Origin of the sequence: Stappia sp. TSB10GB4 (assembly GCF_900185745.1) — a bacterium.
Classification (GTDB): domain Bacteria; phylum Pseudomonadota; class Alphaproteobacteria; order Rhizobiales; family Stappiaceae; genus Stappia.
Genome location: NZ_FYAV01000041.1, coordinates 35,448 through 57,613, shown reverse-complemented (window position 1 = coordinate 57,613; position 22,166 = coordinate 35,448). Strand labels below are relative to the sequence as shown.

The window sequence follows — 22,166 nt, the reverse complement described above, 5'->3', positions numbered from 1 at the left end:
CATGCTGCTCGGCTGCATCGGCGACGATTTCACCGGCTCCTCGGATCTGGCTAACACGCTCGTCAAGGGCGGCATGGCGGTGACCCAGTATTGCGGCCTGCCGGAAGGTCCGGCCGCGCCGGGCGTCGAGGCCGGCGTCGTCGCGCTGAAGATCCGCAGCGTGCCGGTTGCCGAGGCGGTCGAACAGTCGCTGGCGGCGCTCGACTGGCTGCTGGCGCAGGGCTGCCGGCAGATCTTCTTCAAATACTGCTCGACCTTCGATTCGACGCCGCAAGGCAATATCGGCCCGGTCATCGATGCGCTGATGGACCGGCTCGGGGCGAAGACCGCCATCGTCTGCCCGGCCTTTCCCGGTACGGGCCGCACGCTCTACCAGGGGCACCTTTTCGTCGGCGACCGGCTGCTCAGCGAGTCCGGCATGCAGGATCACCCGCTGACGCCGATGACCGATCCGGACATCCGCCGCTGGCTAGCCCTGCAGACGCCGCGCAAGGTCGGCCATGTCGCCCATGCCGATGTCGCCAAGGGGGCGGAAGGCATAGCCAGGGGTCTTGCCCGCGAGCTGGCGGCCGGTGCCGGCCCGGTGGTCGTCGATGCGATTACGGATGCGGATCTTCACGCCATCGGCGCGGCGGCGGAAGGGTTGGTGCTGATCACCGGCGGCTCCGGCGTTGCGCTCGGCCTGCCGGAGAACTTCCGTCGTGCGGGAGAGCTTGCCGGCGGCAGCGACAGCTTTGCCGGGGTCGACGGGCCGGGCGTCGTGCTGTCGGGCTCCTGCTCGCGCGCGACCCGCGCCCAGGTGGCGCGCTACAAGGCGAACCATCCTGCGCTGGAAGTCACCGCCGATGATGTCATGTCCGGCAAGACCACCGTCGCGACCCTGCGCGCGTTCGTGCTGGAGAACCGGGACGCCGCGCCGCTGGTCTATTCCTCGGCCGATCCTGACGAGGTGCGGCGCGCCCAGGGCGTCTACGGAACGGAGACGCTGGCAGGTACCATCGAAACCCTGTTCGCCGATCTTGCTGGCGAGCTCGCCCGCTCCGGCATCGGCCGCATCGTGTCTGCCGGCGGCGAGACCTCGGGCGCGGTGGTGCGCGGCCTTGGCTGCGAGGCGCTGCGCATCGGGCCGGAGATCGATCCGGGCGTGCCGGCCTTGCGCGTCGAAGGGGCCGAGTTGGCGCTGGCGCTGAAGTCCGGCAATTTCGGCGGCGAGGACTTCTTCGAGCGCGCGCTGGCGATCCTGTCCGAAAAGGGCGCGGCATGAGCGAGGAAGCACGGCAACGCGAGCTTCTGTGCACGCTCGCCCGCTCTCTGTTCGACCGCGGTCTGACCGGCGGCGCCTCGGGAAACATCTCGCTGCGCCTCTCCGACGGCGGCTTGCTGGTCACGCCCACCGGCACCTCGCTCGGCCGTCTCGACCCTGGCCGCCTGTCGCGCTTCGATGCGGGGGGGCAGCATGTCGACGGCGACGCTCCGACCAAGGAAATGCCGCTGCATTCGGCCTTTTACGAGACGCGCGGCGCCAGGGCCGGCGCCATCGTTCACCTGCATTCCAGCCATTCGGTCGCCCTGTCGATGCTGCCGGAGGTCGATCCGGACAATGTGCTGCCGCCGCTCACGCCCTATTCGATCATGCGGCTCGGCAAGGTGAAGCTGCTGCCCTTCTTCCGTCCGGGCGATGCCGCCATGGGCGAGGCGATCCGTGGGCTTGCCGGCCGCCGCAGCGCCGTGCTGCTGGCCAATCACGGCCCGGTGGTGGCGGCCAAGGACCTGGAGGCGGCCGTCTACGCCATGGAGGAGCTTGAGGAGACGGCCCGTCTCGCCCTCTTGCTGCGCGGGATGAACCCGCGCCTCCTGAGCGAAGGCGAGATCCGCTCGATAGTCGATCACTTCGATGTGGAATGGGACTGAGGCGCGATGACCGTGAACAAGACCTCCCTGCCGCTTTCGGCCAATCTCGGCTTCCTGTGGACCGATCTCGCGCTGCCCCAGGCGGTGCATGCGGCGGCCGCCGCCGGCTTCGGCGCGGTCGAGCTGCACTGGCCCTACGACGTGCCGGCGGCCGAGCTTGCCGCCGCCCTTGAGCAGACCGGCTTGCCGGTGCTCGGGCTCAACACGGTGCGCGGCGATGTGGCGAAGGGCGAGTTCGGGCTCGCCGCCCTTGCCGGGCGCGAGGACGAGGCGCTCGCCGCCTTCACGCAGGCGCTCGACTATGCGGTGGCCATCGGCGCAGGCAACATCCATGTCATGGCCGGAAAGGCGGACGGGGAGGCCGCGCGCTGCACCTTTGTCGCCAATCTTCGCCGCTTCCGCGATCTCGCCGCCCCCAGGGGCGTGAGCCTGCTGCTGGAGCCGATCAACACCCGCGACGTGCCGGGCTACTTCCTGTCGGACTGCGAGAGCGCCGCTTCGATCATTTCGCAGTGCGGCGGCGAGGGCATCCGCATCATGTACGACTGCTATCACATGCAGATCATGCGCGGCGACCTGCTGCGCCAGGCCGAGCGCTGGATCGACCTGATCGGCCATATCCAGTTTGCCGCCGTGCCGGACCGGGGCGAGCCGGGCCGCGGCGAGGTCGACTATGACTGGCTGCTGCCGGCCCTGCGCGATGCCGGCTATCGGGGCCATTTCGGCGCGGAATACCGGCCGCGCGGTACGACCAGTGAGGGTCTCGGCTGGATGAAGGCTTTCGCGGGCGCCTGAGGTCCCACGCCTCAGCCGAGCTCCAGCGTCGTCGTTGCTAGTACGCGAGCCGGGTCGCCCCCCGGTACACCGTTGCGGTACATGCGCGCGGTGGCGAAGCCTTGCGCGAAGCCGGCCTGCTCCAGCCAGGTCCCGAAGCCGTGCCCCGTGTCGGGTACGTCGAGATGCAGCTCCTCGCCGCCCGTCGCCTCACCGAGGGCGGCAAGGAGGGCTGTTCCCTCCGCCAGCGTGTCGGCGAAGAGCGGCCCGACCTTCCACCCCTGAAGGCATTTTCGCGCGGTGCCGTAGCCGACGATGCGCCCGTCCCGCAGGGCCATGCGCGTGATACGCGGAGACGAGATCCAGGCAGACAGGAAGGCCTCTCGCGGCGCCGGGAAGATGGCGGCATCATAGGCGGCAAGGCCGGCGCCGCCGGGATCACCTGAGACGATGCGGGTGCCGGCCGGTGGGGTCGCCTGGGGTGCGTGTCCCGAAAAGCGCAAGGTGCGATAGGCGACGGCAAAGCCCATGCGGCGGTAATTGTCTTCCTGCGCCGGCACGCCGTCGAGGCCGATGCAACGCTCGCCGAGCCGTGCCATGCCGGCGTCCCAGACCTGGCGCCCGAGCCCCTTGCCGCGCAGGTCCGGCCGGCAGATGTAGAGGCCGATGAAGCCGAAGCCCGGCCCATAGGCGACAGCGGAAATGCCCGCCGCCATCTCGCCGTCGACAAAGAGGCCGAGAAAGCCGCCGGGATCGGCGGCATGGAAGGCCGGGGCGTCGTCGAGGCCGGGATTCCAGCCTTCGCCGGCGGCCCAGTCGATCAGGAGCGGAAGTTCATCAAGGGCAAGCGTGCGCAGTGTCGGTTCGGTCATTTGGTCCCTGCCGGCATCGGAGCGAAAGAGGCCATGGCGCCGCTGTAGCGCTTGGGCGAGGGGGCAGCATAGGCGCCGCGCTTGGAGGTGAACAGGTCGAGCGCGGCAAGCGCCTCCGCCTGTTTCACCGCGGCGCTCACCCCGTCGATCACGGGCACGCCGAACTCGTCCGAGAGCCGGCGGGCGAGGTCGGCCATGCCGGCGCAGCCGAGCACGATCGCCTCCGCGTGGTCGCAGGCGAGTGCCGCCCGGATCTCAACTCGCAGCAGTTCGCCGGATCCGGAGGCCGGATCCTCCAGCGACAGCACCGACATGCCGGCAGCGCGCACCTTCGCCCGGCCCGTCATGCCGTAGCGCGCGACCAGATCCTCGACCGGCACGCGCGCGGCCTCCGCCGTCGTCACCACGGTGAAGCGGCGGGCGACGAAGGCGGCGAGCGACAGCGCCGCCTCGCAGATGCCGAGCACGGGAATGCGGGCCATCGCCCGTGCCGCATCTAACCCGGTATCGTCGAAACAGGCGATCACCGCCGCCCTCGCGCCGGCCCGTTCGCCCTCGCGGATTTCGGCGAGCAACCCCGGCACCGACAGCGCCTCGTCGTAATAGCCTTCGATGGAGGCGGGCCCTGCCTGCGAGGTCGCGGCGACGATCCGCGTGCCGGGCCCCGCAACGGCCTTGGCTGCGGCCTCGATGGTGCGGGTCATCGAGGCGGTGCTGTTCGGATTGACGATCAGGAGGTCCATTGTCTGCGGTCCGTCACGCGGTGCCCTGGCCGCGGGCGCGGCGGCGGCCGAGCCAGACGATGGCGCCGAGCGTTGCCACGATGACGAGGAAGGAGAACAGCGTCGTCACGGTGCCGAGCGCATAGAGCACCGGCGTCGTGACATTGGTGGTCATGCCGTAGATCTCCAGCGGCAGGGTGTTGTAGGTGCCCGACGTCATCAGCGAGCGCGCGAACTCGTCATAGGACAGGGTGAAGCCGAACAGGCCGACGCCGATCAGCATCGGCGCGATCATCGGCAGCAGCACATGCAGGAAGGTCTGCCAGGCGCTGGCGCCAAGGTCGCGGGCGGCCTCCTCGTAGGCGGGCGAGAAGCGGTTGAACACGGCGAACATGATCAGCACGCCGAAGGGTAGGGTCCAGGTCAGGTGGGCGCCGAAGGCGGAGCTGTACCAGGCCGGGCGCAGGCCCACCTGCTGGAACATCACGCCGATGCCGAGCGAGACGATGATCGAGGGCACCACGAGGCTCGCGACCGACAGGTAGAACAGCGGCGTCGCGCCGAGGAAGCGGCGGCGGAAGGCGAGGCCCGCCAGCAGCGACACCACGACGGTGACCAGCATGACGCCGACGCCCAGCGTCAGCGAGCGGCGGAAGCTGCCGCCGAAATCGCCGACCGCCTGGCGCTCCGTCAGGTTGCGGAACCAGTGCAGCGAGGTGCCGTTGAGCGGGAAGGTCAGCCCGCCATCCGGTCCCTGGAAGGACAGGATGACGATGGCCGACAGCGGTCCGTAAAGGAACACCACGAACAGCGCGAAGAACAGCGCCAGGATCCAGAATTCGAGGCCGCGAGTCTCGCCCATCTCACAGCTCCTTGCGGATGTCGACGACGCGCAGGATCGCGGCGACGAGCAGCAGGACGATGGCCAGCAGCACCACCGCGTTGGCGGCGGCGGCCGGATATTGCAGCAAGGACATCTGGTTGCGCATCATCAGGGCGACAGAGGCGCTCTGCCCGCCCGACATCACCTGGACGGTGATGAAGTCGGCCATCACCAGCGTCACCACGAAGATCGTGCCGATCGCCATCCCGGGCTTGGCCAGCGGCAGGATCACGTTGGTCAGCACCTGCAGGCTGGAGGCGCCGGCATCGCGCGCCGCCTCCACCAGCGCGCGGTCGATGCGCATCAACGTGTTGAAGATCGGCGTCACCATGAACAGTGTGTAGAGATGCACCATGGCCAGCACCACGGCGAAATCGGAATAGAGCAGCCATTCCACCGGGGCCGGCACGATGCCGAGGTCGACGAGCGCCGTGTTGACCAGCCCGTTGCGTCCGAGCACCGGGATCCACGAGATCATGCGGATGATGTTGGAGGTCAGGAACGGCACGGTGCAGACCAGGAACAGCACCATCTGCATGGTCTGGCTGCGCACGTGGAAGGCGAGGAAATAGGCGACCCAGAAGCCGATGACGAGAGTCAGCACCCAGACGATCACCGCATATTTGAACGTGTTGAGATAGGTTCGCCAGGTCACCGCCGAGCCCAGCGTTTCGATGTAATTGGTGAGCACGAAGTCGGGATAGAGCCGGGCGAAGTCGTAGTCCCAGAAGCTCACCGCGACGATCATCGCCAGTGGCGCCAGCAGGAAGGCGCCGAGGATGAGCGCCAGCGGCGCTGCCTGCAGATAGGCGGCGGCGGACCTGCCGAAGCGGGCGAGACGGCGGGCGGGCAGCGTCCCGTCCGGTTCGCTCATCGGGAGGGCAGGCGGATTGGCGGCGGCGGTCATGCCTCGGCTCCGTGCGGGGTTTCAGGATGCGGGAAGCCGCTCTCCCGGGACGGTGGTCGTCCCGGGAGAGCGGTGAGATCATCCTCAGGCGGCGATGAACTCGTTCCAGCGGCGGACCATGTAGCGGTCCTCGTCCATGACCGAGTTCCAGCAGGCGACCTTGCCCATGCGCTCGTTGAAGGAGCCGCCGTCGCGCACGGCACCGGCCTTTTCCATCACCCTGCCGTCCGGCGACAGGATGTCGCCCGCCGCCGGCTTGCCCTCGACCCAGAAGCCCCACTCGTCCTCGGACATGTATTCCTTCGCCGTCTCCATGGCGGCGGAGTAGTAGCCCTGGCGGTTGAGATAGGCGCCGACCCAGCCCGAGAGGTACCAGTCGATATACTCGTACGCCGCATCGAGCTTGGCGCCCGACAGGTGCTTGGCGAGGCCGATGCCGCCGCCCCAGGCGCGGTAGCCTTCCTTCAGCGGCTGGTAGACGCAGGGAATGCCACGCGAGCGCACGGCGGCCACCGCCGGCGACCACATCGACTGGATCACCACCTCGCCCGAGGCCATCAGGTTGACGCTCTCGTCGAAGGACTTCCAGAAGGCGCGGAACTGGCCATCCTTCTTGGCCTTGATCAGGAACTCGATGGTCTTGTCGATCTCCTCCTTGGTCATGTTGCCCTTGTCGGCATACTGGACCTCGCCCAGTGCCTCCATGATCATGGCCGCGTCCATGATGCCGATGGAGGGGATGTTGAGGATCGAGGTCTTGCCCTTGAAGGCCGGGTCCATGATGTCGGCCCAGGTGGTGATCTCGCGACCGACGAGGTCCGGACGGATGCCCAGCGTGTCGGCGTTGTAGATCGTCGGCACCATGGTCAGCCAGTCGGTCGGGCCGCTGGCGAAGGTGGTGGAGTCCTTGCCCTCGACGAAGCCGACGGTGTGCGGCGCCGTTCCTTGCGCGATGACGCTGTCCGGCGTCAGCTTGCCGTCGATGAACAGCGGCACGATCTTGTCGTAGTATTTCAGCCGGGAGACCTCCATCGGCTGCATCACACCGGCCGGGAACACCTTCTTGGCGATCCAGTATTCGATATCGGCGATGTCGTAGCTGTCCGGCTGGGTGACGGCGCGCTGGGCGGCAGCGTCGGAATCGGTTGCCGTCATTTCCAGCGTGATGCCGAGGTCTTCCTTGCACTTCTCGGCGATGGCGTTGAGGTTCGACACGCCGGTGCCGAACTGGCGCAGGGTGATCGGGTTCTGCGCCCAGATGGTCGGGAAGCCGGTGATGGCCCCGCTGCCGGCGACAAGGCCGGCGGCAGCCGCACCCGTCTTCAGCAGTGAGCGGCGGGACAGGCCGCTCGCGCCGGTGGCGGTCTTGGTGGTCGGTGTCGTCGTCATTTCAGTTCCCCTCTCTTTTGATGGTCGGCCTTGGATTTTCAGGAAGCGAGGCGGCCGAGGACGATGGCGTCCTCCCGGTTCCACGCGAGCGGCGCCGCATCGCCGACCTTGACGGGCGCGGCGAAGAAATCGGCGTCGCTGACGATTGCTGTGAAGTCGTCCACTCCGGCTCCGGCGACGGTGAGCTTCACCGACGAGCCGCGATATTCGATGTTCTGCACCACACCGGTGAAGCCGAGGCCGGGCGCGCTAGCCGGGCCGATCCGCACCCGGTCGGTGCGCACGGCAATGTCGATGGCCTCATTCGCGTCCGGCGGCGTGCCGTCGGCGGCAAACAGCCCGCCACCGGCCGGGGCGATGGTCACGCCGCGCTCGTCGCGGCTCGAAAGGCGGCCGGTGATGACGTTGTGATCGCCCATGAAGCGGGCGACGAAGGCATTGGCGGGCTGCTCGAACACGGTGCGCGGCGCCGCCGCCTGTTCGATCCTCCCGGCATTCATCACCACGATCAGGTCGGCGAGCGCCATCGCCTCCTCCTGGGAGTGGGTGACATGCACGAAGGTGATGCCGAGCGAGGCCTGCAGCCGCTTCAACTCGGCCCGCATCTTGACCTTCAGGAAGGGATCGAGCGCCGATAGCGGCTCGTCGAGCAGCAGGGCCTGCGGATCGGTGATCAGCGCGCGGGCGAGCGCCACGCGCTGCTGCTGGCCACCCGAAAGCTGGGCCGGCCGGCGCGCGGCATAGGGCTCCATATGCACCAGTTCGAGCATGTCCAGCGCCCGCCGCCGCCGCTCCTGCTTGCCGACGCCCTTCATCTTCAGGCTGAAGGCGACATTGTCCGTGACATCGAGATGCGGGAACAGCGCATAGGACTGGAACATCATCGAGGTGCCGCGGCGTGCCGGCGGCAGGTCGGTGACCACCTGGTTGCCGAGCCGCACGTCGCCGTCCGAAATGCTCTCGTGGCCGGCGATCATCCGCAGCGTCGTGCTCTTGCCGCAGCCCGATGGACCGAGCAGGCAGCAATAGCTGCCGGCCGGGATCTTCAGGCTGATCGCATGCACGGCCGTGGTCGACCCGTAGACCTTGGTGACGGAGGCAATGTCGATGGCGGCAGCCTTGCTCATGCGCGTTCCCCTCTGGCGTGGCTGCTGCGATGCATCATGCGTGCCAGTCGCGGAACTCCGAGCTTTTCAACGGTTTTTCAAATGGTTCTGCGAGGCTGGCTGTGAGGTGCGGAGCGCCATCTTGCCGCGCTGCACAGATTCTGTGCGATTGTCGGCAAAACATGAAAAGATTGTATGCAATCTTGGTGAGGGTCGTATGCGCTCCCTGTGCGAGGCGGCGGAAACGCGCTAAAAGGGTTGCGGGGAATCAGATGAGATGACTGTTCACGACCACGCCGCCCCCGGCGGCCAGCTTTCCGACGACCGTGCCGGCGCCATCCGCGACCGGCTGCGGCTGGCCATTGTCGGCCGCAAGCTGGCGCCCGGTACCAAGCTGTCGGAGGCCGAGGTCGGCGCTCTGTTCGATGTCAGCCGCACCGTCGTGCGCGCGGCGTTGCAGATGCTCGCTTTCGAGGGGCTCGTGCGCAGCGAGCGCAACCGCGGCGCCTTCGTCGCCAATCCCTCGCCCGACGAGGCGCGCCAGATCTTTGCCTCCCGCCGGCTGATCGAACCGGGCATTGCCCGCGAGGCTTGCGCGCGCATCAATGCCGCCGCGCTGGAGCGCTTTGCCGCACTGATTGCCGAGGAGGCGAGCCAGATCGCCGCTCCCGGCCCGGCGGCCCGCCAGGCGGAGATCAAGGCGTCAGGAGACTTCCACCTGTTGCTGGCCGAAGTCGCGGGGAACGCCATCCTCCACCGCTTCATGGAGGAACTGGTCGCGCGCTCCTCGCTGGTCATCGCACTCTATGGTCGCTCGGATGCCTCCAGTTGCGCCCATGCGGAGCATCGCGGCATTCTGGAGGCGCTGGCTGCCCGTGAAGCGGATCGGCTCGTACGGCTGGTTGGCGAGCATATCGACCATATCGAGGCCGATCTCGACCTTGCGCCGCAGGGCCGCGCTCCGGCGCTCAAGGATGCGCTCGGCTTCTAACGTTTCGCCTCGCGCGCCTCGGCCGCGCGCTCCGCCTCGGCCATGTAGTCGCGGGTGATTGGCACCGTGTCGATCCGCTTTGTCAGTTGCAACTGGAACACCATGTTGGTGCGCTGCCGGAAGCCGACCTCGCACAGCGCCAGATAGAACTCCCACATCCGCAGGAAGCGCGCGTCGTAGATCTTCAGCACCTCCTCGCGGTGGGCGAGGAAGCGTTCGCGCCAGTGGCGCAGCGTTTCGGCATAGTGCAGCCGCAGGATCTCGACATCGGTGGCAAAGAGCCCCGTCTTCTCCACCGCCGCGAACACTTCCGACATCGAAGGCAGATCGGCGCCGGGGAAAATGTACTTGCGGATGAAGGGGTTGATCGGGGCGGGCACGTCCGAATAGCCGATCGCGTGGATCAGCGCGACCCCGTCCGGGGCAAGCAACTCGCGCAGCTTCGTGAAATATTCCAGGTAGTGCCGCTTGCCGACATGCTCGAACATGCCGACCGAGACGATGCGGTCGAACGGCCCCTGCTGCTCGCGGTAGTCCCTGAGGTGGAACGACACGCGTTCCCCTGCCGGCGACGCGGCGGCGCGCGCCTGGGAATGGGCGAACTGTTCCTCGCTCAACGTCACCCCGGTCACTTCGGCGCCATAGGCTTCGGCAAGGTAAAGCGCCATGCCGCCCCACCCCGAGCCGATGTCCAGCACCTTGAGACCTGGCCGGTCAAGCATCAGCTTCGCCGCGATATGTCGCTTCTTGTTGAGTTGCGCCTCCTCCAGCGTGTCGTCAGGGGAGCGGAAATAGGCGCAGGAATACTGCCGGTCGCTATCGAGGAAGAGGTCGTAGAGGGCGGGCGACAGATCGTAGTGATGGGCGACATTGCTCTGCGCCCGGCCCAGCGGGTTGGACTGTTTCAGCCTGGCGGTGACCCGCTCCAGCAAGGACATCCAGGGATGACCGGCCTCCTTGCCATAGTTGCGGGCAAGAAGGTCCAGCACCTCGTAGAGCCGCCCGTCGTCGACCGTGAGGCTACCATCCATATAGGCCTCGCCGAGGCCGAGCACCGGGTTGCGGACCAGCTTCCAGTCGGAGGCCTCGGTCGACAGCCGAACGGTCGCGACCGGGGGCGAGCCGTCGCCCAGAAGATGGGAGCGGCCGGCCATGTCGACGACCCTGAGACTGCCGCGGCGGACAATGGAGCGAAGGAGACGGAGAAAGATCATGGACGGGCTTGGCGCTCATGTGAGGTCAGGCGGGCTGCCGGGGAGGCGGCTTGCATGCACAGGCGAGCGGCGGAACAAAGCCCGCCGACCGAGGACGATACCACGGCTTTCCGTTTTGTCCGAACCGGTTGCGACGCGCGCGCCCGGCCTGTGCCGGTTGTGCAGGCGCTTCGGATTCCGATCTTCGCCCCGCTAGAACAGCCGCATGTCGCGGGCAAGCAGCTTCCACTGGTGGATTCGGGCGGCGCCGCCGTCGTCCTGCCGTTCGGCCACCGCGTCGACGATCAGGTTCAGCGCCGAGATGACGCCGACCGTCGATTCCAGGTAGAGGCCGCTGCGCGAGGGGGCATGGATCACGGCATCGGCGAGATCCTTGGCCCAGTGGCAGTATTCATCGGTGACCACGGCGCAGCGCCGCCCCTGCGCACGGGCGATGCGCGCAAGATCCTGGGACTCCCTCGCATAGGGCACCACATCGACCAGCAGCAGGCAGGTGGCGCCCGGCACCCGGTCCGGCGCGGTACCGCTCTCCGGCAGCCATTCGGCCAGCATGCCGTCATGGGCGGAGAGGTAGCGCACTGCCGGGCGGGCGATGGCCAAGCGCCTTGAGAAATCTTCCGCGATGCCCCGCACCGACTGGAAGCCGGTGACATGGATGGCGGCCGAGCCCGCCAGCAGGTCGACCAGCGTGCGGAAGGCCGGGCCGCCGGCCTGCTGAAAGACGCTGTGCAGTGCCTCGACCTCCGCCTTCAGAACCCGCTCGAGCCGGTCGCCGAGGGGCGGCGCGACGGCCCCCGCCTGTCGCCCGTGGCCGGGTGACAGGGAATACTGTTCCCGCATCATCGCCTTGAGGCCGCGCATGCCGTCGCAGCCCAGCCGCCGCAGCAGCCGCCCCACCGTCACCTCGCTCACTCCCACTTTGGCAGCAAGGGTCCGGCCGGTCTCCAGCCCGAGCGTGTCCAGGTTCAGCAGCATGAACTGGGCAAGCCGGGCCTCCTGCGTCGGCAGGCCGGGCAGGGCGGCTTCGATCTTCTCCGCCAGTTCCTGGAAGCTGACGGTCGGATAGCTGGCGAAACCTTCCCGCATGGTGACCTCTCATGACAGAAAAATAACATTTGCAGATTTTGTAATTTAAATGGCACCTTTCATTCGTCAAACAAAAAAGGCTCGGGACCAAAGAAAACCCGGTCACTCCTTCACCTTCCAAAAGGGGAGCCGAACAATGGAACTCTCATTGGGCGTAAAGCCCAAGTCGTCGACGGCGCTGCTCGGCGCCGTCATCGCGCTGTCTGCGGGCGTCCTTGCGGTTGTTCCGCAGCAGGCCGCCGCCGAGGGCAAGCTGAGCCTCTACAACTGGGGCGATTACATCAATCCCAAGATCCTCGAGACGTTCAAGGAGGAGTTCGGCGTCGAGGTCAGCCTCGATACCTACGGTACCAACGAGGAAATGCTGGCGAAGATCCAGGCCGGGGCGACGGGTTATGACATCGTCTTCCCGTCCGTGCACATGCACGACATCATGCACCAACTCGGCCTTCTGGCGAAGACCGACATCGGCAGCCATCCCGACTTCAAGAACATCGACTCGCAGTTCATCCGCGCCAGGACTGACCCACAGGCCGAGTATTGCCTGCCCTATGCGTGGGGCAGCGTCGGCATCGTCTACAACCGCCAGAAGGCGGAAGGCATCGAGGGTTGGGCGGACCTCTTCGCGCTGGCTGAAAAGGGCGAGAAGATCATCCTGCTCGACGACCTGCGCGAGACGCTCGGCATCGGCCTGATCATGAACGGCCATTCCGTCAACTCGCGCGACGAGGACGAGGTGCGTCAGGCCGCCGACTACATCATCGAGCGGGTCGGCAATATCAGCGCCTTCACCTATGACAGCATCCCGCTGGTCCAGTCGGGCGACGTCGCCGCCGCGCACTGGTATGTCGGCGCCAATATCTTCGCCCAGGAGATGCCCGACACCCTCAGATACATCATCCCCAAGGAGGGGGCGACGATGTACCAGGAGGACATGTGCGTGCTCGCCTCGGCGCCGAACAAGGAGAACGCCATCCGTTTCTTGGAGTTCTACCTGCGCCCGGAGATCGCCGCGCTCAATGTCTCGCAGCAGCTCAACGGCACACCCAACGTGCCGGCGCTGGAACTTATTCCCGAGGCCATCCGAGGCAACGAAAGCATCTATCCGCCGCAGGAGGTGATGGACAAGCTCGAGATCTTCGAGGATCTGGGACAGGATCTGAAGCTCTACAACCGCGAGTGGACGCGGGTGAAGACGGCGCAGTAGCGGCCTTGTCTCCCTCCCCCGGCGGCGTGTTCGCGCCGCCGGATCCTTCCGGTTCCCCTCCGATTCATCCGGGAGCTTGCATGCCACCGCTTCTCGAGATCCGCGACGCCGCCCGGCAGTTCGTGACGCCCGACGGGGTGCGCGTCGCCGCCCTGGACGGCCTGTCGCTCACTGTCTCCGACAATGAATTCGTCACCTTGCTCGGGCCCTCGGGCTGCGGCAAGACCACTTTGCTGCGCACCATCAGCGGCTTCGAGGACCTCGATTCCGGGGATATCCTGATCGACGGCGCCTCCATTCTGGGCCGGCCGGCCCATGCGCGGCCCGTCAACACCGTGTTCCAGAACTACGCGCTGTTTCCGCATATGAACGTGGCGCGCAATGTCGGCTACAGCCTGGAGGTCGCCGGCGTGCCGGCCCGCGAGCGGACCCGCCGTGTCGGCGAGGCGCTGGAGCTCGTCAGCCTGTCCGGCTTCGGCGAACGCTCGGTGCGCCAGCTCTCCGGCGGCCAGCAGCAGCGGGTGGCGCTTGCCCGGGCCATCGTCGCCCGGCCGAAGCTGCTGCTGCTCGACGAGCCGCTCTCCGCGCTAGATCGCAACCTGCGTCAGAAGATGCAGGAAGAGCTGAAGCTGCTGCAACACGAGCTCGGCATCTCCTTCATCTTCGTTACCCACGACCAGGAGGAGGCGCTGACCATGTCCGACCGCATCGTCGTCCTCGACGGCGGCCGGATCCAGCAATGCGGCGGGCCGGAGGACGTCTATTATCGTCCGGCCAATGCCTTCGTCGCCCGGTTTATCGGCGAGAGCAACCTGCTGGCCGCGACTGTCGTCTCCGCCGATGCCGGGGGTAGTCTGGTGGAGATCGCGGACGGAACCCGGGTGCACCTTGCCGGCCGCTCCCTCACGCCGGGAGCGCGTGCCACGCTGCTGGTGCGGCCCGAGGCGATCGACCTGTCCGCGGCGAGCGAAACCGGTGGCGCGTCCGCCGGCGCGGCCCGCCGGGACGATGGCCTTGCCCTGTCGGGCAGGCTCGCCCAGGCGTTCTTCGGCGGCACGGACTATCGCCTTGCCGTCGACGTGGCCGGGCTCGATCCGCTGAAGGTGACGGCCCGCGGCGGCATCGGCGCGGCAAGCGCGGGGTTTGCCCCCGGTCGCCCGGTCTCGCTCTTCGTGCCGCAGGCGGCGATCCATGTGCTGGAGGGGCAGCCATGACCGGGCGGCAGGCCATCGTGCACGGCCCCAACGCGCTGCGCAGGCAGGCCGCGCTCGCCCTCCTGCTCGCGGCGCCGACCCTGTTCCTGGCGGTGTTTTTTGTCGGGCCGCTGGCGCTGATGTTCGTCTATAGCTGGTTGGAGCCCGGCCTCTATGGCGGCGTCGAGTGGACCTTCTACCATCTCAACTTCGGTCGCATCTTCGGCTGGGCCAACACCCGCTACGAAAGCTTCGATCCGGTGTATTTGCGCATCTTCGCCCGCTCTCTATGGCTGGCGCTGCAGACCTCGTTCTTTTGCCTGCTGCTGTGCTATCCGGCCGCCTTCTGGGTCAGCCGGCTCGGTCCACGCGCCCGCAACCTCTTCATCTTCCTCATCACCCTGCCGTTCTTCGTCAGCCTGGTGGTGCGCCTTTTCGCCTGGGTGCTCTTGCTGCGGCCGACCGGCTTCGTCAATCAGGCGCTGCTCGGCCTCGGCCTCGTCGAGCGGCCACTGGAGATCATCTACACGGAAGCCGCCGTGGTGATCGGCATGATCTATGTGTTCATCCCCTTCATGTTCCTGCCGCTCTATGCCAGCGTCGAAAAGCTCGACGCCAGCCTGGTCGAGGCTTCGCAGGACCTCGGTGCCAGCCGCTTCCAGACCTTCCGCAAGGTGGTGCTGCCGCTGACCCTGCCGGGCATCGTCGGCGGTTCGATCATCGTCTTCATCCCTAGTCTGGGCAATTTCGTCGTGCCCTCGCTGCTCGGCGGGGCGAAGGTGATGATGACCGGCAACCTCATCGAGCAGCAGTTCCTGTCGGCGCGCAACTGGCCATTCGGTGCGGCTCTCGGCATGACGGTGATGGCCGCGGTGCTGCTGCTGCTCGTCGTCTATGTGCGGCTGCTGGCGCGCGACGACGATGCTGCTCCCTCCGGCGCAAGGAGCTGAGCCCATGTCCGCACCGCGCAACAGGATCGGCCTTCTCGGTCTCTACGGCGTTCTCTTCTTCGCCTTCATCTACGCGCCGATCATCCTGATCGTCGTCTTCTCGTTCAACGCCAATCCGGTCAACATGATGATCTGGAGCGGCTTCACCCTCGACTGGTACCGCTCGATCTTCGGCCTCTCCACCGGCCTCGACGAACTGTCGCTCTATGTGCAGTCGACCGATCAGTTGTTGAAGGCGGTGCGCAACAGCCTGATCGTGGCCCTGACCACGACCCTCGTTGCCACCGTCTTCGGCACCTCGGTGGCGCTGGCCGTGGCGCGCTTTCGCTTCCGCCTGCGTTCGTTCTACCGGGCCTTGATGTTCATGCCGATGATCATGCCCGACATCGTCCTCGGCATTGCCCTGCTGGTCTTCTTCGTCAGCTTCGGCATGAGCCTTGGCCTCGTCAGCATCATCATCGGCCACTGCACCTTCCTGACCAGCTATGTCTTCATCGTGGTCAGTGCCCGGCTCGCCGGCATGGATCGGTCGCTGGAGGAGGCTTCGGCCGATCTCGGCGCCGACGGCTGGACCACGTTCCGCAAGGTGACGCTGCCGCTGATCCTGCCCGGCGTGATCGGCGGTGCGCTGCTCGCCTTCATCATCTCGATGGACGATCTCGTCATCACCTACTTCATCTCCGGAGTCGACTCGACCACCCTCCCGGTCTTCATCTATGGCATGTTGCGGCGGGGAATTAAGCCGGAAATCAACGCGATAGCGACTGTCATGCTGGTCTTCTCCTTCGTCGTCGCATCGCTCGGCCTCTATCTCAGATCGCGAGGAAAATGATATGACCGCCCGAAGCGCCCCGCTGAAGCCGCGCGCCCGCGATCTGGGCCTCGACCTGCCCGGCTGCTGCGGTCCCTTCAATGCCATCACCGACGTGCCCGGCGTCCTGATCGGCTTCAAGACCCTGCAGCGACCGGCCGGCTCCGGCACGCCGCCGGTGCTGACCGGCGTCACCGCCATCCTGCCGCGCGGCTTCGACACGCATCCAAGTCCGGTCTGGGCGGGGCAATATACGCTCAACGGCAATGGCGAGATGACCGGCAGCCACTGGGTGCGCGACGCCGGCCATTTCCTCGGCCCGCTGGTGATTACCAACACCCATTCGGTTGGCATCGCCCATCATGCGGCGACCCGCTGGATCCTCTCCCATCATGCCGAAGCGTTCGCGCGGCACCACCTGTGGGCAATGCCGGTGATCGCCGAGACCTATGACGGCGTCCTCAGCGACATCAACGGCCAGCATGTCGGCGAGGACGACGTTCTGGCGGCGATCGGAGCGGCCGTCTCCGGCCCGGTGGCGGAAGGCAATGTCGGCGGCGGGGCCGGCATGATCTGCTACGAGTTCAAGGGCGGCACCGGCACATCCTCGCGCCGCCTCGCGGTGGCGGGTGAGGACTTCACCCTCGGCGTTCTGGTCCAGGCCAACCATGGCCACCGGCCCTGGCTCACCGTGCTCGGCGCTCCGGTTGGCCGCCATCTCGAGCGCGACCGCATTGCCGAGATGCCCAGCGAGCGCGGCTCGATCATCGCCGTCGTCGCCACCGACCTGCCGCTCGGCCCCTCGCAACTGGAGCGTCTCGCCCGCCGTGCCGCTCTTGGCATCGGCCGCGGCGGCACGCCCGGCGGCAACAGTTCCGGCGATATCTTCCTGGCGTTCAGCACCGCCAACCGCATGGACCTGCCGCAGCTTTCCGGGCCCTGGCGTGACATGCGCACGCTCAACGACGAGCTGCTCGATCCGGTTTATCTGGCCGCCGTCGAGGCGGTGGACGAGGCGGTGCTCAACGCCATGCTGGCAGCCGAGGACGCGCCGATGGCAAAGCCCGCCGGTCACGTCTGCCGGGCGCTGCCAGTGAAGGACCTGCTGGCGGTGCTGGCCCGCTATGGGCGTGCTCCGCTGACGGTTCCGGCCTCCACACCGGCGCCGGCGACCGGCCGCTGACCCCGCCCCCGGAGACTGTCAGAAGCTCGGCGGCGTGCAGGCGCTGACCACGATGCAGGGCTCCGGCCCGACTGCGCGGAAGCGGTGCGGCACAGTGCTGTCGAAGGCGTAGGCATCGCCCGCCCCCAGGATCTTGCGCTGATCTCCGACCGTCACTTCCAGCCGGCCGGAGATCACCACGCCGCCTTCCTCGCCGTCGTGGGAGAGCGGTGCCCGCCCGGTATCGGCGCCCGGCTCGTAGCGCTCGTGCAGGATCTGCAGCCGCCGGCCGAACAGATTGCCGCCGACCTGGCGATAGGAGATTCGCCCCTTGCCGATCTCCTTGAGCTCCTCGCCCTGGAAGAACACCTGCCGCTCGGCGCCAGGCTCGAAGGCGAAGAAATCGGTGAGGCTGACCGGGATGCCGTCGAGCACCCGTTTCAGCGCGCCGACGGACGGGTTCATGCGACCGGACTCGATCAGCGAAATCGTTGCATTGGTGACACCGGCCCGCTTCGCCAGCGTGCGCTGCGACAGCCCATGCGCGGCGCGCAGGGCCCGCAGCCGGCCGCCGATGTCGAGTTCCGTGTCGCTGCCGCCGGGCCTGCCGTTAGACATGTTTACGATCCTCAACGCTCTCCTATCTTCCCTAGTAGAAACAATGGCTTGCAAAAATCAAGAAACAGACTGTTTCAGGATGGAAAAAGAGCGCAGGCTGCAGATTGACAAAAACCGCCGGAGAGGCCGCAATGGACATGCTGGACGATACGCCCCGGGGCAAGAGCAACCGCAAGCTCGATGCCTATTGGATGCCCTTTACCGCCAACCGCCAGTTCAAGGCTTCGCCGCGCATGCTGGTCGGCGCCAAGGGCCTGCACTACACCAGCGATGACGGACGCGAGATCCTCGACGGTACTGCCGGCCTGTGGTGCTGCAATGCCGGCCACGGTCACGCCGAGATCGCCGATGCGGTGCACCGCCAACTGCTCGAGATGGACTACGCGCCCTCCTTCCAGATGGGCCATCCGCTGGCGTTCGAATTCGCCGAGCGGCTCAAGGAACTCGCCCCGGACGGCTTCGAGCATGTCTTCTTCACTGGCTCGGGCTCCGAATCCGTCGACACGGCGCTGAAGATCGCGCTGGCCTGGCACCGGGCGCGCGGCGAGGGCTCGCGCACCCGCCTGATCGGCCGCGAGCGCGGCTATCACGGCGTCGGCTTCGGCGGCATCTCCGTCGGCGGCCTCGTCAACAACCGCCGCCATTTCGGCACGCTGCTGACCGGCGTCGACCATCTGCCGCACACCCATGCGCCGGAGCACAACGCCTTCTCGCGCGGCCAGCCGGAATGGGGCGCGCATCTTGCCGACGATCTTGAGCGCCTTGTCGGCCTGCACGGCGCCGAGACGATCGCCGCCGTCATCGTGGAGCCGGTCGCCGGCTCCACCGGCGTGCTGGTGCCGCCGAAGGGCTATCTGCAGCGCCTGCGCGAGATCTGCGACAAGCACGGCATTCTGCTGATCTTCGACGAGGTGATCACCGGGTTCGGCCGTCTCGGCACGCCCTTCGCCTCGCAGTTCTTCGGCGTCATGCCGGACATCTTCACCACCGCCAAGGGCCTGACCAACGGTGCGGTGCCGATGGGTGCGGTCTTCACCACCGACCGCATCCACGACGCCTTCATGAACGGGCCGGAAGGCACGATCGAGCTGTTCCACGGCTACACCTATTCGGGTCATCCGATCGCCTGCGCCGCGGGTCTTGCGACGCTCGACATCTACGAGCGCGACGGGCTGCTGACCCGCGCCGCCGCCATTGCTCCAGCCTGGGAAGAGGCGCTGCACGGGCTGAAGGACGCGCCGCATGTCGTCGACATCCGCAATCTCGGCCTGATCGGCGGCATCGAACTCGCCTCGCGCCCCGGCGCGCCGGGCGCCCGCGCCTATGACGTGTTCACCGCCTGCTTCCAGGAAGGCTGCATGATCCGCGTCACCGGCGACGTCATTGCCATGTCACCGCCGCTCTCCATCGGCGAGGCGGAGATCGGCCAGTTGATCGGCACCCTGCGCAAGGTGCTCGAACGCACGCAGTAACAAGGCGGCGGGAGCCGAAACAGATCATCTGGAAACATCGACCGCACGCGGGGCTCGGCGCAGTCCCGCGTGGCGGATGCGCGCGCAGGGCGCAGCAGGAAATCATCCGACGACATCGACCTTGCTTGCCCGGCAAAAGCTCTCACCAAAGAAGCCGTTGGATCGTTTCGCAATGCTTTGGGCGCACGCCTGTCGCCGGGCCGATCAGCACGATTTGTCGCCACCGTGGCGTGTTGAAGTCGTGCTGCTGTCGTGGTGGAATGACGGCCGTTAGGGCATGGGTTCGGTATCGGACATCACCGCAGGCTTTTCATGGTCATCCGCAAATACCGTCTCGAAAAAGGCCTGAGCCAGGAACAGCTCGCCGATATGGCCGGCGTGAGTGCCCGCACCATCCAGCGCCTCGAGCGCGGTGCGAAGGCAACGCCCGAGACCTTGAAGTGCCTGGCTGCTGCTCTCGATGTCGATTTCGCCGCACTCAGAAAGGACGACGACATGCCTGAAGCCCTCTCTTCAACCAGCCCCATCGCTCCCGCAGTCGAGGACCATGTCAGGGACATCAAGGCGTTTTATCTGCATGCCATTCGCTATGCGCTGGTGATGTTCCTGCTTCTCGTCATCAATCTGTGGGTCTCGCCGGGATTCCTGTGGGTGGTCTTTCCGGCAATCGGGTGGGGGATTGGGCTGGCGGCGCATGGCCTGTCCGCCTTCCAGATCTCCACGTTCTTCGGCCCGGATTGGGAGCGCCGCGAGATTGCCCGCCGACTGCGCAAGTGATCTGGGCGGACGGCGGTCAGGAACGTGTCCGGACGGACCGTCGTTGCGCACTTTGCTGCGCGCCCCGGTCAGATCCCCGTTGCGCTTCAGCATGAGCAGGGCTTGCCGCGACTGCATCGTGGGAAGCCGTCTTGGGCCGGCAGGTCAACTCAGCGCATCGCGAATATGGCGCTGATAGTGGGGGTTTGTCCCCAGCCGTTGGGCATAGGCACGCAGATGCGGGAACTCAGCGCCGCTTTCGGGCAACAGGAACCAGCGGTGAACCGATGGGGCGGCCGTTATATCGGCGAGCGACAACTGGTCCCCCGCCAGAAAGCGGTGATCGGCCAGCCAACTGTCCAGTGCGGCGACCGCCGCTTTGACCGCCGGCAGGTCTGCATCCTCTGTTTTGCCGGCTGCCCGGGCCTTGCGCAGGCGGGTCATGACCGGAGTGAACGAGATCGAGGCCCAGTCCATCCAGCCATCGACCCTGCTACGGGCCCCGGTCTCCTGCGGCCAGAGCAGGGTCGGCTGCCGACCGGCCAGATAGCGCAGCACTGCGTTGGATTCCCAGACCACGGTATCGCCATCCCGCACCACAGGCACCTTGCCGAAGGGGTTCATCGACAGAAACTCCGGCGTGTCGGTGGGGCCGAAGCCGCGGCCGGTGGGCACCAGACGATAGTCCTGCCCCAATTCATCCAACAGCCAGAACACCTTGGCGCTGTTCGAGGAGTTGCGCCGTCCAAACACCGTCAGCATCCCGTTATGCTCCCTTGCCGGAGAGCCGCGCCAGAAGCGGGCCAAGCAGGCTGTCCGTCTCAAGCGCGAGGAATGTCGCGCAGACAGTTTCGGCCGCAGCCGTGCCAAGTTTCGCCTGCGCACAATCGATGAACTTGTCGGTCACCTCGGCGTCCGACATCGGGTTCATCGGTCCGCGCCCGAAATTGGTCGAGGCGCTGTCGCTGAACCTGCGTCCGTCCTTCATCACCACCTCGACGTATCCTAGATAGGCGTCTGCCTCCCGATGGCCGGTCGCGGTGACATGTGGCAGGAGCGGCGCCAGATCGGTGGTGAGGAAAGTCGCGTCATCGAAATCGGCCAGACGGATGCGGCCGGCGGTCAGCGCCTTGGCAGTCAGGAACTGTACGCTGAACTTGGCGTCGAGACCCGAGCGGGGGGCGCTTCGGTTGGTATGCGCCAGACGGCGCTCATGGGTGCGGATCTCGATCCTGGCAATCTGGTCTGCGGCAAGCAGGCCTTCACGGGCAACGATCCGCAACGCCGCGTCGATGGCCGAATGCGCACTGCCGCAGCAGGGGTGCTGCTTGATCGCGATGCCGGGCGACAGCACTTCGAGCAGGCCGTCCCATCCGTTCAGGATGGCGTCTGCGTCATAGGTGCCTGCCCCGTTGAACAGGTTGAAGAAGCCATACTCATGTTCGAAGGCATCCGGATTGGCGGTCATTCCCCGCTGGGCGACTAGCGCTGCCATGATGCCGTTATACGCCGCATGACCGACATGCATCGGCTTGACCGGGGTGCCGAAATTGGATTTCAGCCCCGAGGCCATCGAGACCGCGATGGCCAGTGCCATGGCCATCTGCTCCTCGTCGAGATCGAGCATCCGTGCTGCCGCGGCCGTTGCGCCGAAGACGCCCAGTGTCGCGGTCGGATGCCAACCTTTTTCATAGTGATGCGGCAACAGCCCGCGCGCCAGCCGAGTTTCCACCTCGACGCCGGTGATCCAGGCTTCCAGCGCCCTGCCGGCCGTTGCGCCTTGGACTTCGGCAAGGCCGAGCACCACAGGTACGACCGGGGCCGAGGGGTGCCCGCCCATGGTGGTGGAGCAATCGTCGAAATCCAGCGCATGGGCGGCGGTGCCGTTGATCATTGCGGCATGCAGCACCGAGGCGCGGCGTCCCGCCCGGCCCCAGAGCGTGACCGTGCCCGGCGCGGCATCGATCGCCAGCGTCTCCTCCAGCGCATCGAGATAGGGCGCGTCGGCCCCGGCCAGCGCCACGCCAACGGTGTCGGCAAAGGCGCGTCGGCCGATATGCACTGCGTCGGCCGGAACGGTGTCGAGCCGAATCCCGAGCGCCCGACGTGCAAGTTCGCGTGCAAAGCTCATGTCTTTCGTTC

At 66.8% G+C, this 22,166-nt stretch carries 22 protein-coding genes; 11 read left to right on the top strand and 11 right to left on the bottom strand.

The annotated features are described in order from the left end of the window. The first annotated feature begins 1 nt into the window (after window position 1). The 3 genes from otnK to TSB10GB4_RS08490 are packed head-to-tail and all read left to right on the top strand — an operon-like array spanning window position 2 to window position 2,706. Window positions 2–1,264: a 3-oxo-tetronate kinase gene (otnK, locus tag TSB10GB4_RS08500; protein WP_186395468.1), complete on the top strand. Its 1,263-nt coding sequence runs from the start codon at window positions 2–4 to the stop codon at window positions 1,262–1,264. After that, entirely contained in the window at window positions 1,261–1,911 is a 651-nt protein-coding gene (locus TSB10GB4_RS08495; RefSeq protein ID WP_186395388.1) for an aldolase, read from the top strand. Before otnK ends, TSB10GB4_RS08495 begins: the two co-directional genes overlap by 4 nt. 6 nt (window positions 1,912–1,917) lie before the next feature. Then, window positions 1,918–2,706 (top strand): hydroxypyruvate isomerase family protein, encoded by a 789-nt coding sequence (locus TSB10GB4_RS08490; RefSeq protein ID WP_208984593.1) that lies wholly within the window; start codon window positions 1,918–1,920, stop codon window positions 2,704–2,706. 11 nt (window positions 2,707–2,717) lie between these two features. On the opposite strand, the gene TSB10GB4_RS08485 is transcribed toward TSB10GB4_RS08490, so the two are convergent. The 6 genes from TSB10GB4_RS08485 to TSB10GB4_RS08460 all read right to left on the bottom strand — a co-directional run bounded on the left by TSB10GB4_RS08485 (window position 2,718) and on the right by TSB10GB4_RS08460 (window position 8,585). Next, window positions 2,718–3,557, bottom strand: coding sequence for a GNAT family N-acetyltransferase (locus TSB10GB4_RS08485; RefSeq protein WP_186395387.1), 840 nt, complete (start codon window positions 3,555–3,557; stop codon window positions 2,718–2,720). Next, window positions 3,554–4,300: an aspartate/glutamate racemase family protein gene (locus TSB10GB4_RS08480; protein ID WP_186395386.1), complete on the bottom strand. Its 747-nt coding sequence runs from the start codon at window positions 4,298–4,300 to the stop codon at window positions 3,554–3,556. Before TSB10GB4_RS08480 ends, TSB10GB4_RS08485 begins: the two co-directional genes overlap by 4 nt. A gap of 13 nt (window positions 4,301–4,313) precedes the next feature. Continuing rightward, a complete protein-coding gene (locus TSB10GB4_RS08475; RefSeq protein ID WP_186395385.1) occupies window positions 4,314–5,141 on the bottom strand; it encodes an ABC transporter permease in 828 nt (275 codons plus the stop codon). A 1-nt stretch (window position 5,142) separates the two neighbouring features. Continuing rightward, window positions 5,143–6,036 carry an ABC transporter permease gene (locus TSB10GB4_RS08470; RefSeq protein ID WP_186388953.1) on the bottom strand — a complete coding sequence of 298 codons (894 nt, stop codon included), beginning with the start codon at window positions 6,034–6,036 and terminating at the stop codon, window positions 5,143–5,145. Between the two features lie 117 nt (window positions 6,037–6,153). Then, window positions 6,154–7,458, bottom strand: a complete 1,305-nt coding sequence (locus tag TSB10GB4_RS08465; RefSeq protein ID WP_186395384.1) for a PotD/PotF family extracellular solute-binding protein — start codon at window positions 7,456–7,458, stop codon at window positions 6,154–6,156. A gap of 38 nt (window positions 7,459–7,496) precedes the next feature. After that, window positions 7,497–8,585: an ABC transporter ATP-binding protein gene (locus TSB10GB4_RS08460; RefSeq protein WP_186395383.1), complete on the bottom strand. Its 1,089-nt coding sequence runs from the start codon at window positions 8,583–8,585 to the stop codon at window positions 7,497–7,499. 256 nt (window positions 8,586–8,841) lie between these two features. On the opposite strand from TSB10GB4_RS08460, the gene TSB10GB4_RS08455 reads away from it, so the two are divergent. Beyond that, entirely contained in the window at window positions 8,842–9,555 is a 714-nt protein-coding gene (locus TSB10GB4_RS08455; RefSeq protein ID WP_186395382.1) for a GntR family transcriptional regulator, read from the top strand. Here TSB10GB4_RS08455 and TSB10GB4_RS08450 read toward each other — a convergent pair. Together TSB10GB4_RS08450 and TSB10GB4_RS08445 are read right to left on the bottom strand one after the other, a co-directional pair. Continuing rightward, on the bottom strand, window positions 9,552–10,769 hold the full coding sequence (locus TSB10GB4_RS08450) for a cyclopropane-fatty-acyl-phospholipid synthase family protein (RefSeq protein WP_186395381.1): 1,218 nt from the start codon (window positions 10,767–10,769) through the stop codon (window positions 9,552–9,554). The genes TSB10GB4_RS08455 and TSB10GB4_RS08450 overlap by 4 nt on opposite strands. A gap of 192 nt (window positions 10,770–10,961) precedes the next feature. After that, window positions 10,962–11,855, bottom strand: coding sequence for a MurR/RpiR family transcriptional regulator (locus TSB10GB4_RS08445; RefSeq protein WP_186395380.1), 894 nt, complete (start codon window positions 11,853–11,855; stop codon window positions 10,962–10,964). Between the two features lie 136 nt (window positions 11,856–11,991). Here TSB10GB4_RS08445 and TSB10GB4_RS08440 point away from each other — a divergent pair, with 136 nt between their 5' ends. The 5 genes from TSB10GB4_RS08440 to TSB10GB4_RS08420 all read left to right on the top strand — a co-directional run bounded on the left by TSB10GB4_RS08440 (window position 11,992) and on the right by TSB10GB4_RS08420 (window position 17,199). Then, entirely contained in the window at window positions 11,992–13,062 is a 1,071-nt protein-coding gene (locus TSB10GB4_RS08440) for a PotD/PotF family extracellular solute-binding protein (RefSeq protein ID WP_186395379.1), read from the top strand. A gap of 80 nt (window positions 13,063–13,142) precedes the next feature. Next, window positions 13,143–14,276 (top strand): ABC transporter ATP-binding protein, encoded by a 1,134-nt coding sequence (locus TSB10GB4_RS08435; RefSeq protein ID WP_186395378.1) that lies wholly within the window; start codon window positions 13,143–13,145, stop codon window positions 14,274–14,276. Continuing rightward, window positions 14,273–15,205 (top strand): ABC transporter permease, encoded by a 933-nt coding sequence (locus TSB10GB4_RS08430; protein WP_186395377.1) that lies wholly within the window; start codon window positions 14,273–14,275, stop codon window positions 15,203–15,205. The genes TSB10GB4_RS08435 and TSB10GB4_RS08430 overlap by 4 nt, the downstream gene beginning before the upstream one ends. 4 nt (window positions 15,206–15,209) lie before the next feature. Further along, a complete protein-coding gene (locus TSB10GB4_RS08425) occupies window positions 15,210–16,037 on the top strand; it encodes an ABC transporter permease (RefSeq protein WP_186388640.1) in 828 nt (275 codons plus the stop codon). 1 nt (window position 16,038) lies between these two features. Continuing rightward, window positions 16,039–17,199 (top strand): P1 family peptidase, encoded by a 1,161-nt coding sequence (locus TSB10GB4_RS08420; protein ID WP_186395376.1) that lies wholly within the window; start codon window positions 16,039–16,041, stop codon window positions 17,197–17,199. Window positions 17,200–17,217: 18 nt separating this feature from the next. Here TSB10GB4_RS08420 and TSB10GB4_RS08415 read toward each other — a convergent pair whose 3' ends face one another. Further along, window positions 17,218–17,796 (bottom strand): cupin domain-containing protein, encoded by a 579-nt coding sequence (locus tag TSB10GB4_RS08415; RefSeq protein ID WP_186395375.1) that lies wholly within the window; start codon window positions 17,794–17,796, stop codon window positions 17,218–17,220. Window positions 17,797–17,927: 131 nt separating this feature from the next. On the opposite strand from TSB10GB4_RS08415, the gene TSB10GB4_RS08410 reads away from it, so the two are divergent. Both TSB10GB4_RS08410 and TSB10GB4_RS08405 read left to right on the top strand, forming a co-directional pair. Then, window positions 17,928–19,268: an aspartate aminotransferase family protein gene (locus tag TSB10GB4_RS08410; protein ID WP_186388643.1), complete on the top strand. Its 1,341-nt coding sequence runs from the start codon at window positions 17,928–17,930 to the stop codon at window positions 19,266–19,268. A 312-nt stretch (window positions 19,269–19,580) separates the two neighbouring features. Next, complete coding sequence (locus TSB10GB4_RS08405; RefSeq protein ID WP_186395374.1) at window positions 19,581–20,045, top strand: 2TM domain-containing protein; 465 nt, start codon at window positions 19,581–19,583, stop codon at window positions 20,043–20,045. Window positions 20,046–20,189: 144 nt separating this feature from the next. Here TSB10GB4_RS08405 and TSB10GB4_RS08400 read toward each other — a convergent pair whose 3' ends face one another. Together TSB10GB4_RS08400 and TSB10GB4_RS08395 are read right to left on the bottom strand one after the other, a co-directional pair. Next, on the bottom strand, window positions 20,190–20,786 hold the full coding sequence (locus TSB10GB4_RS08400) for a glutathione S-transferase family protein (protein WP_186395373.1): 597 nt from the start codon (window positions 20,784–20,786) through the stop codon (window positions 20,190–20,192). 4 nt (window positions 20,787–20,790) lie between these two features. Further along, a complete protein-coding gene (locus TSB10GB4_RS08395; protein ID WP_186395372.1) occupies window positions 20,791–22,155 on the bottom strand; it encodes an MmgE/PrpD family protein in 1,365 nt (454 codons plus the stop codon). Window positions 22,156–22,166: the final 11 nt, after the last annotated feature.

What these genes read in the sequence shown, in the direction of transcription:
- TSB10GB4_RS08410 (WP_186388643.1), top strand. Translation starts at nt 17,928, where the DNA reads ATGGACATGCTGGACGATACGCCCCGGGGCAAGAGCAACCGCAAGCTC.
- TSB10GB4_RS08445 (WP_186395380.1), bottom strand. Translation starts at nt 11,855, where the DNA reads ATGCGGGAAGGTTTCGCCAGCTATCCGACCGTCAGCTTCCAGGAACTG.
- TSB10GB4_RS08435 (WP_186395378.1), top strand. Translation starts at nt 13,143, where the DNA reads ATGCCACCGCTTCTCGAGATCCGCGACGCCGCCCGGCAGTTCGTGACG.
- TSB10GB4_RS08490 (WP_208984593.1), top strand. Translation starts at nt 1,918, where the DNA reads ATGACCGTGAACAAGACCTCCCTGCCGCTTTCGGCCAATCTCGGCTTC.
- TSB10GB4_RS08465 (WP_186395384.1), bottom strand. Translation starts at nt 7,458, where the DNA reads ATGACGACGACACCGACCACCAAGACCGCCACCGGCGCGAGCGGCCTG.
- TSB10GB4_RS08495 (WP_186395388.1), top strand. Translation starts at nt 1,261, where the DNA reads ATGAGCGAGGAAGCACGGCAACGCGAGCTTCTGTGCACGCTCGCCCGC.
- TSB10GB4_RS08415 (WP_186395375.1), bottom strand. Translation starts at nt 17,796, where the DNA reads ATGTCTAACGGCAGGCCCGGCGGCAGCGACACGGAACTCGACATCGGC.
- TSB10GB4_RS08455 (WP_186395382.1), top strand. Translation starts at nt 8,842, where the DNA reads ATGACTGTTCACGACCACGCCGCCCCCGGCGGCCAGCTTTCCGACGAC.
- TSB10GB4_RS08475 (WP_186395385.1), bottom strand. Translation starts at nt 5,141, where the DNA reads ATGGGCGAGACTCGCGGCCTCGAATTCTGGATCCTGGCGCTGTTCTTC.
- otnK (WP_186395468.1), top strand. Translation starts at nt 2, where the DNA reads ATGCTGCTCGGCTGCATCGGCGACGATTTCACCGGCTCCTCGGATCTG.
- TSB10GB4_RS08400 (WP_186395373.1), bottom strand. Translation starts at nt 20,786, where the DNA reads ATGCTGACGGTGTTTGGACGGCGCAACTCCTCGAACAGCGCCAAGGTG.
- TSB10GB4_RS08460 (WP_186395383.1), bottom strand. Translation starts at nt 8,585, where the DNA reads ATGAGCAAGGCTGCCGCCATCGACATTGCCTCCGTCACCAAGGTCTAC.
- TSB10GB4_RS08480 (WP_186395386.1), bottom strand. Translation starts at nt 4,300, where the DNA reads ATGGACCTCCTGATCGTCAATCCGAACAGCACCGCCTCGATGACCCGC.
- TSB10GB4_RS08425 (WP_186388640.1), top strand. Translation starts at nt 15,210, where the DNA reads ATGTCCGCACCGCGCAACAGGATCGGCCTTCTCGGTCTCTACGGCGTT.
- TSB10GB4_RS08440 (WP_186395379.1), top strand. Translation starts at nt 11,992, where the DNA reads ATGGAACTCTCATTGGGCGTAAAGCCCAAGTCGTCGACGGCGCTGCTC.
- TSB10GB4_RS08395 (WP_186395372.1), bottom strand. Translation starts at nt 22,155, where the DNA reads ATGAGCTTTGCACGCGAACTTGCACGTCGGGCGCTCGGGATTCGGCTC.
- TSB10GB4_RS08470 (WP_186388953.1), bottom strand. Translation starts at nt 6,036, where the DNA reads ATGAGCGAACCGGACGGGACGCTGCCCGCCCGCCGTCTCGCCCGCTTC.
- TSB10GB4_RS08420 (WP_186395376.1), top strand. Translation starts at nt 16,039, where the DNA reads ATGACCGCCCGAAGCGCCCCGCTGAAGCCGCGCGCCCGCGATCTGGGC.
- TSB10GB4_RS08405 (WP_186395374.1), top strand. Translation starts at nt 19,581, where the DNA reads ATGGTCATCCGCAAATACCGTCTCGAAAAAGGCCTGAGCCAGGAACAG.
- TSB10GB4_RS08485 (WP_186395387.1), bottom strand. Translation starts at nt 3,557, where the DNA reads ATGACCGAACCGACACTGCGCACGCTTGCCCTTGATGAACTTCCGCTC.
- TSB10GB4_RS08450 (WP_186395381.1), bottom strand. Translation starts at nt 10,769, where the DNA reads ATGATCTTTCTCCGTCTCCTTCGCTCCATTGTCCGCCGCGGCAGTCTC.
- TSB10GB4_RS08430 (WP_186395377.1), top strand. Translation starts at nt 14,273, where the DNA reads ATGACCGGGCGGCAGGCCATCGTGCACGGCCCCAACGCGCTGCGCAGG.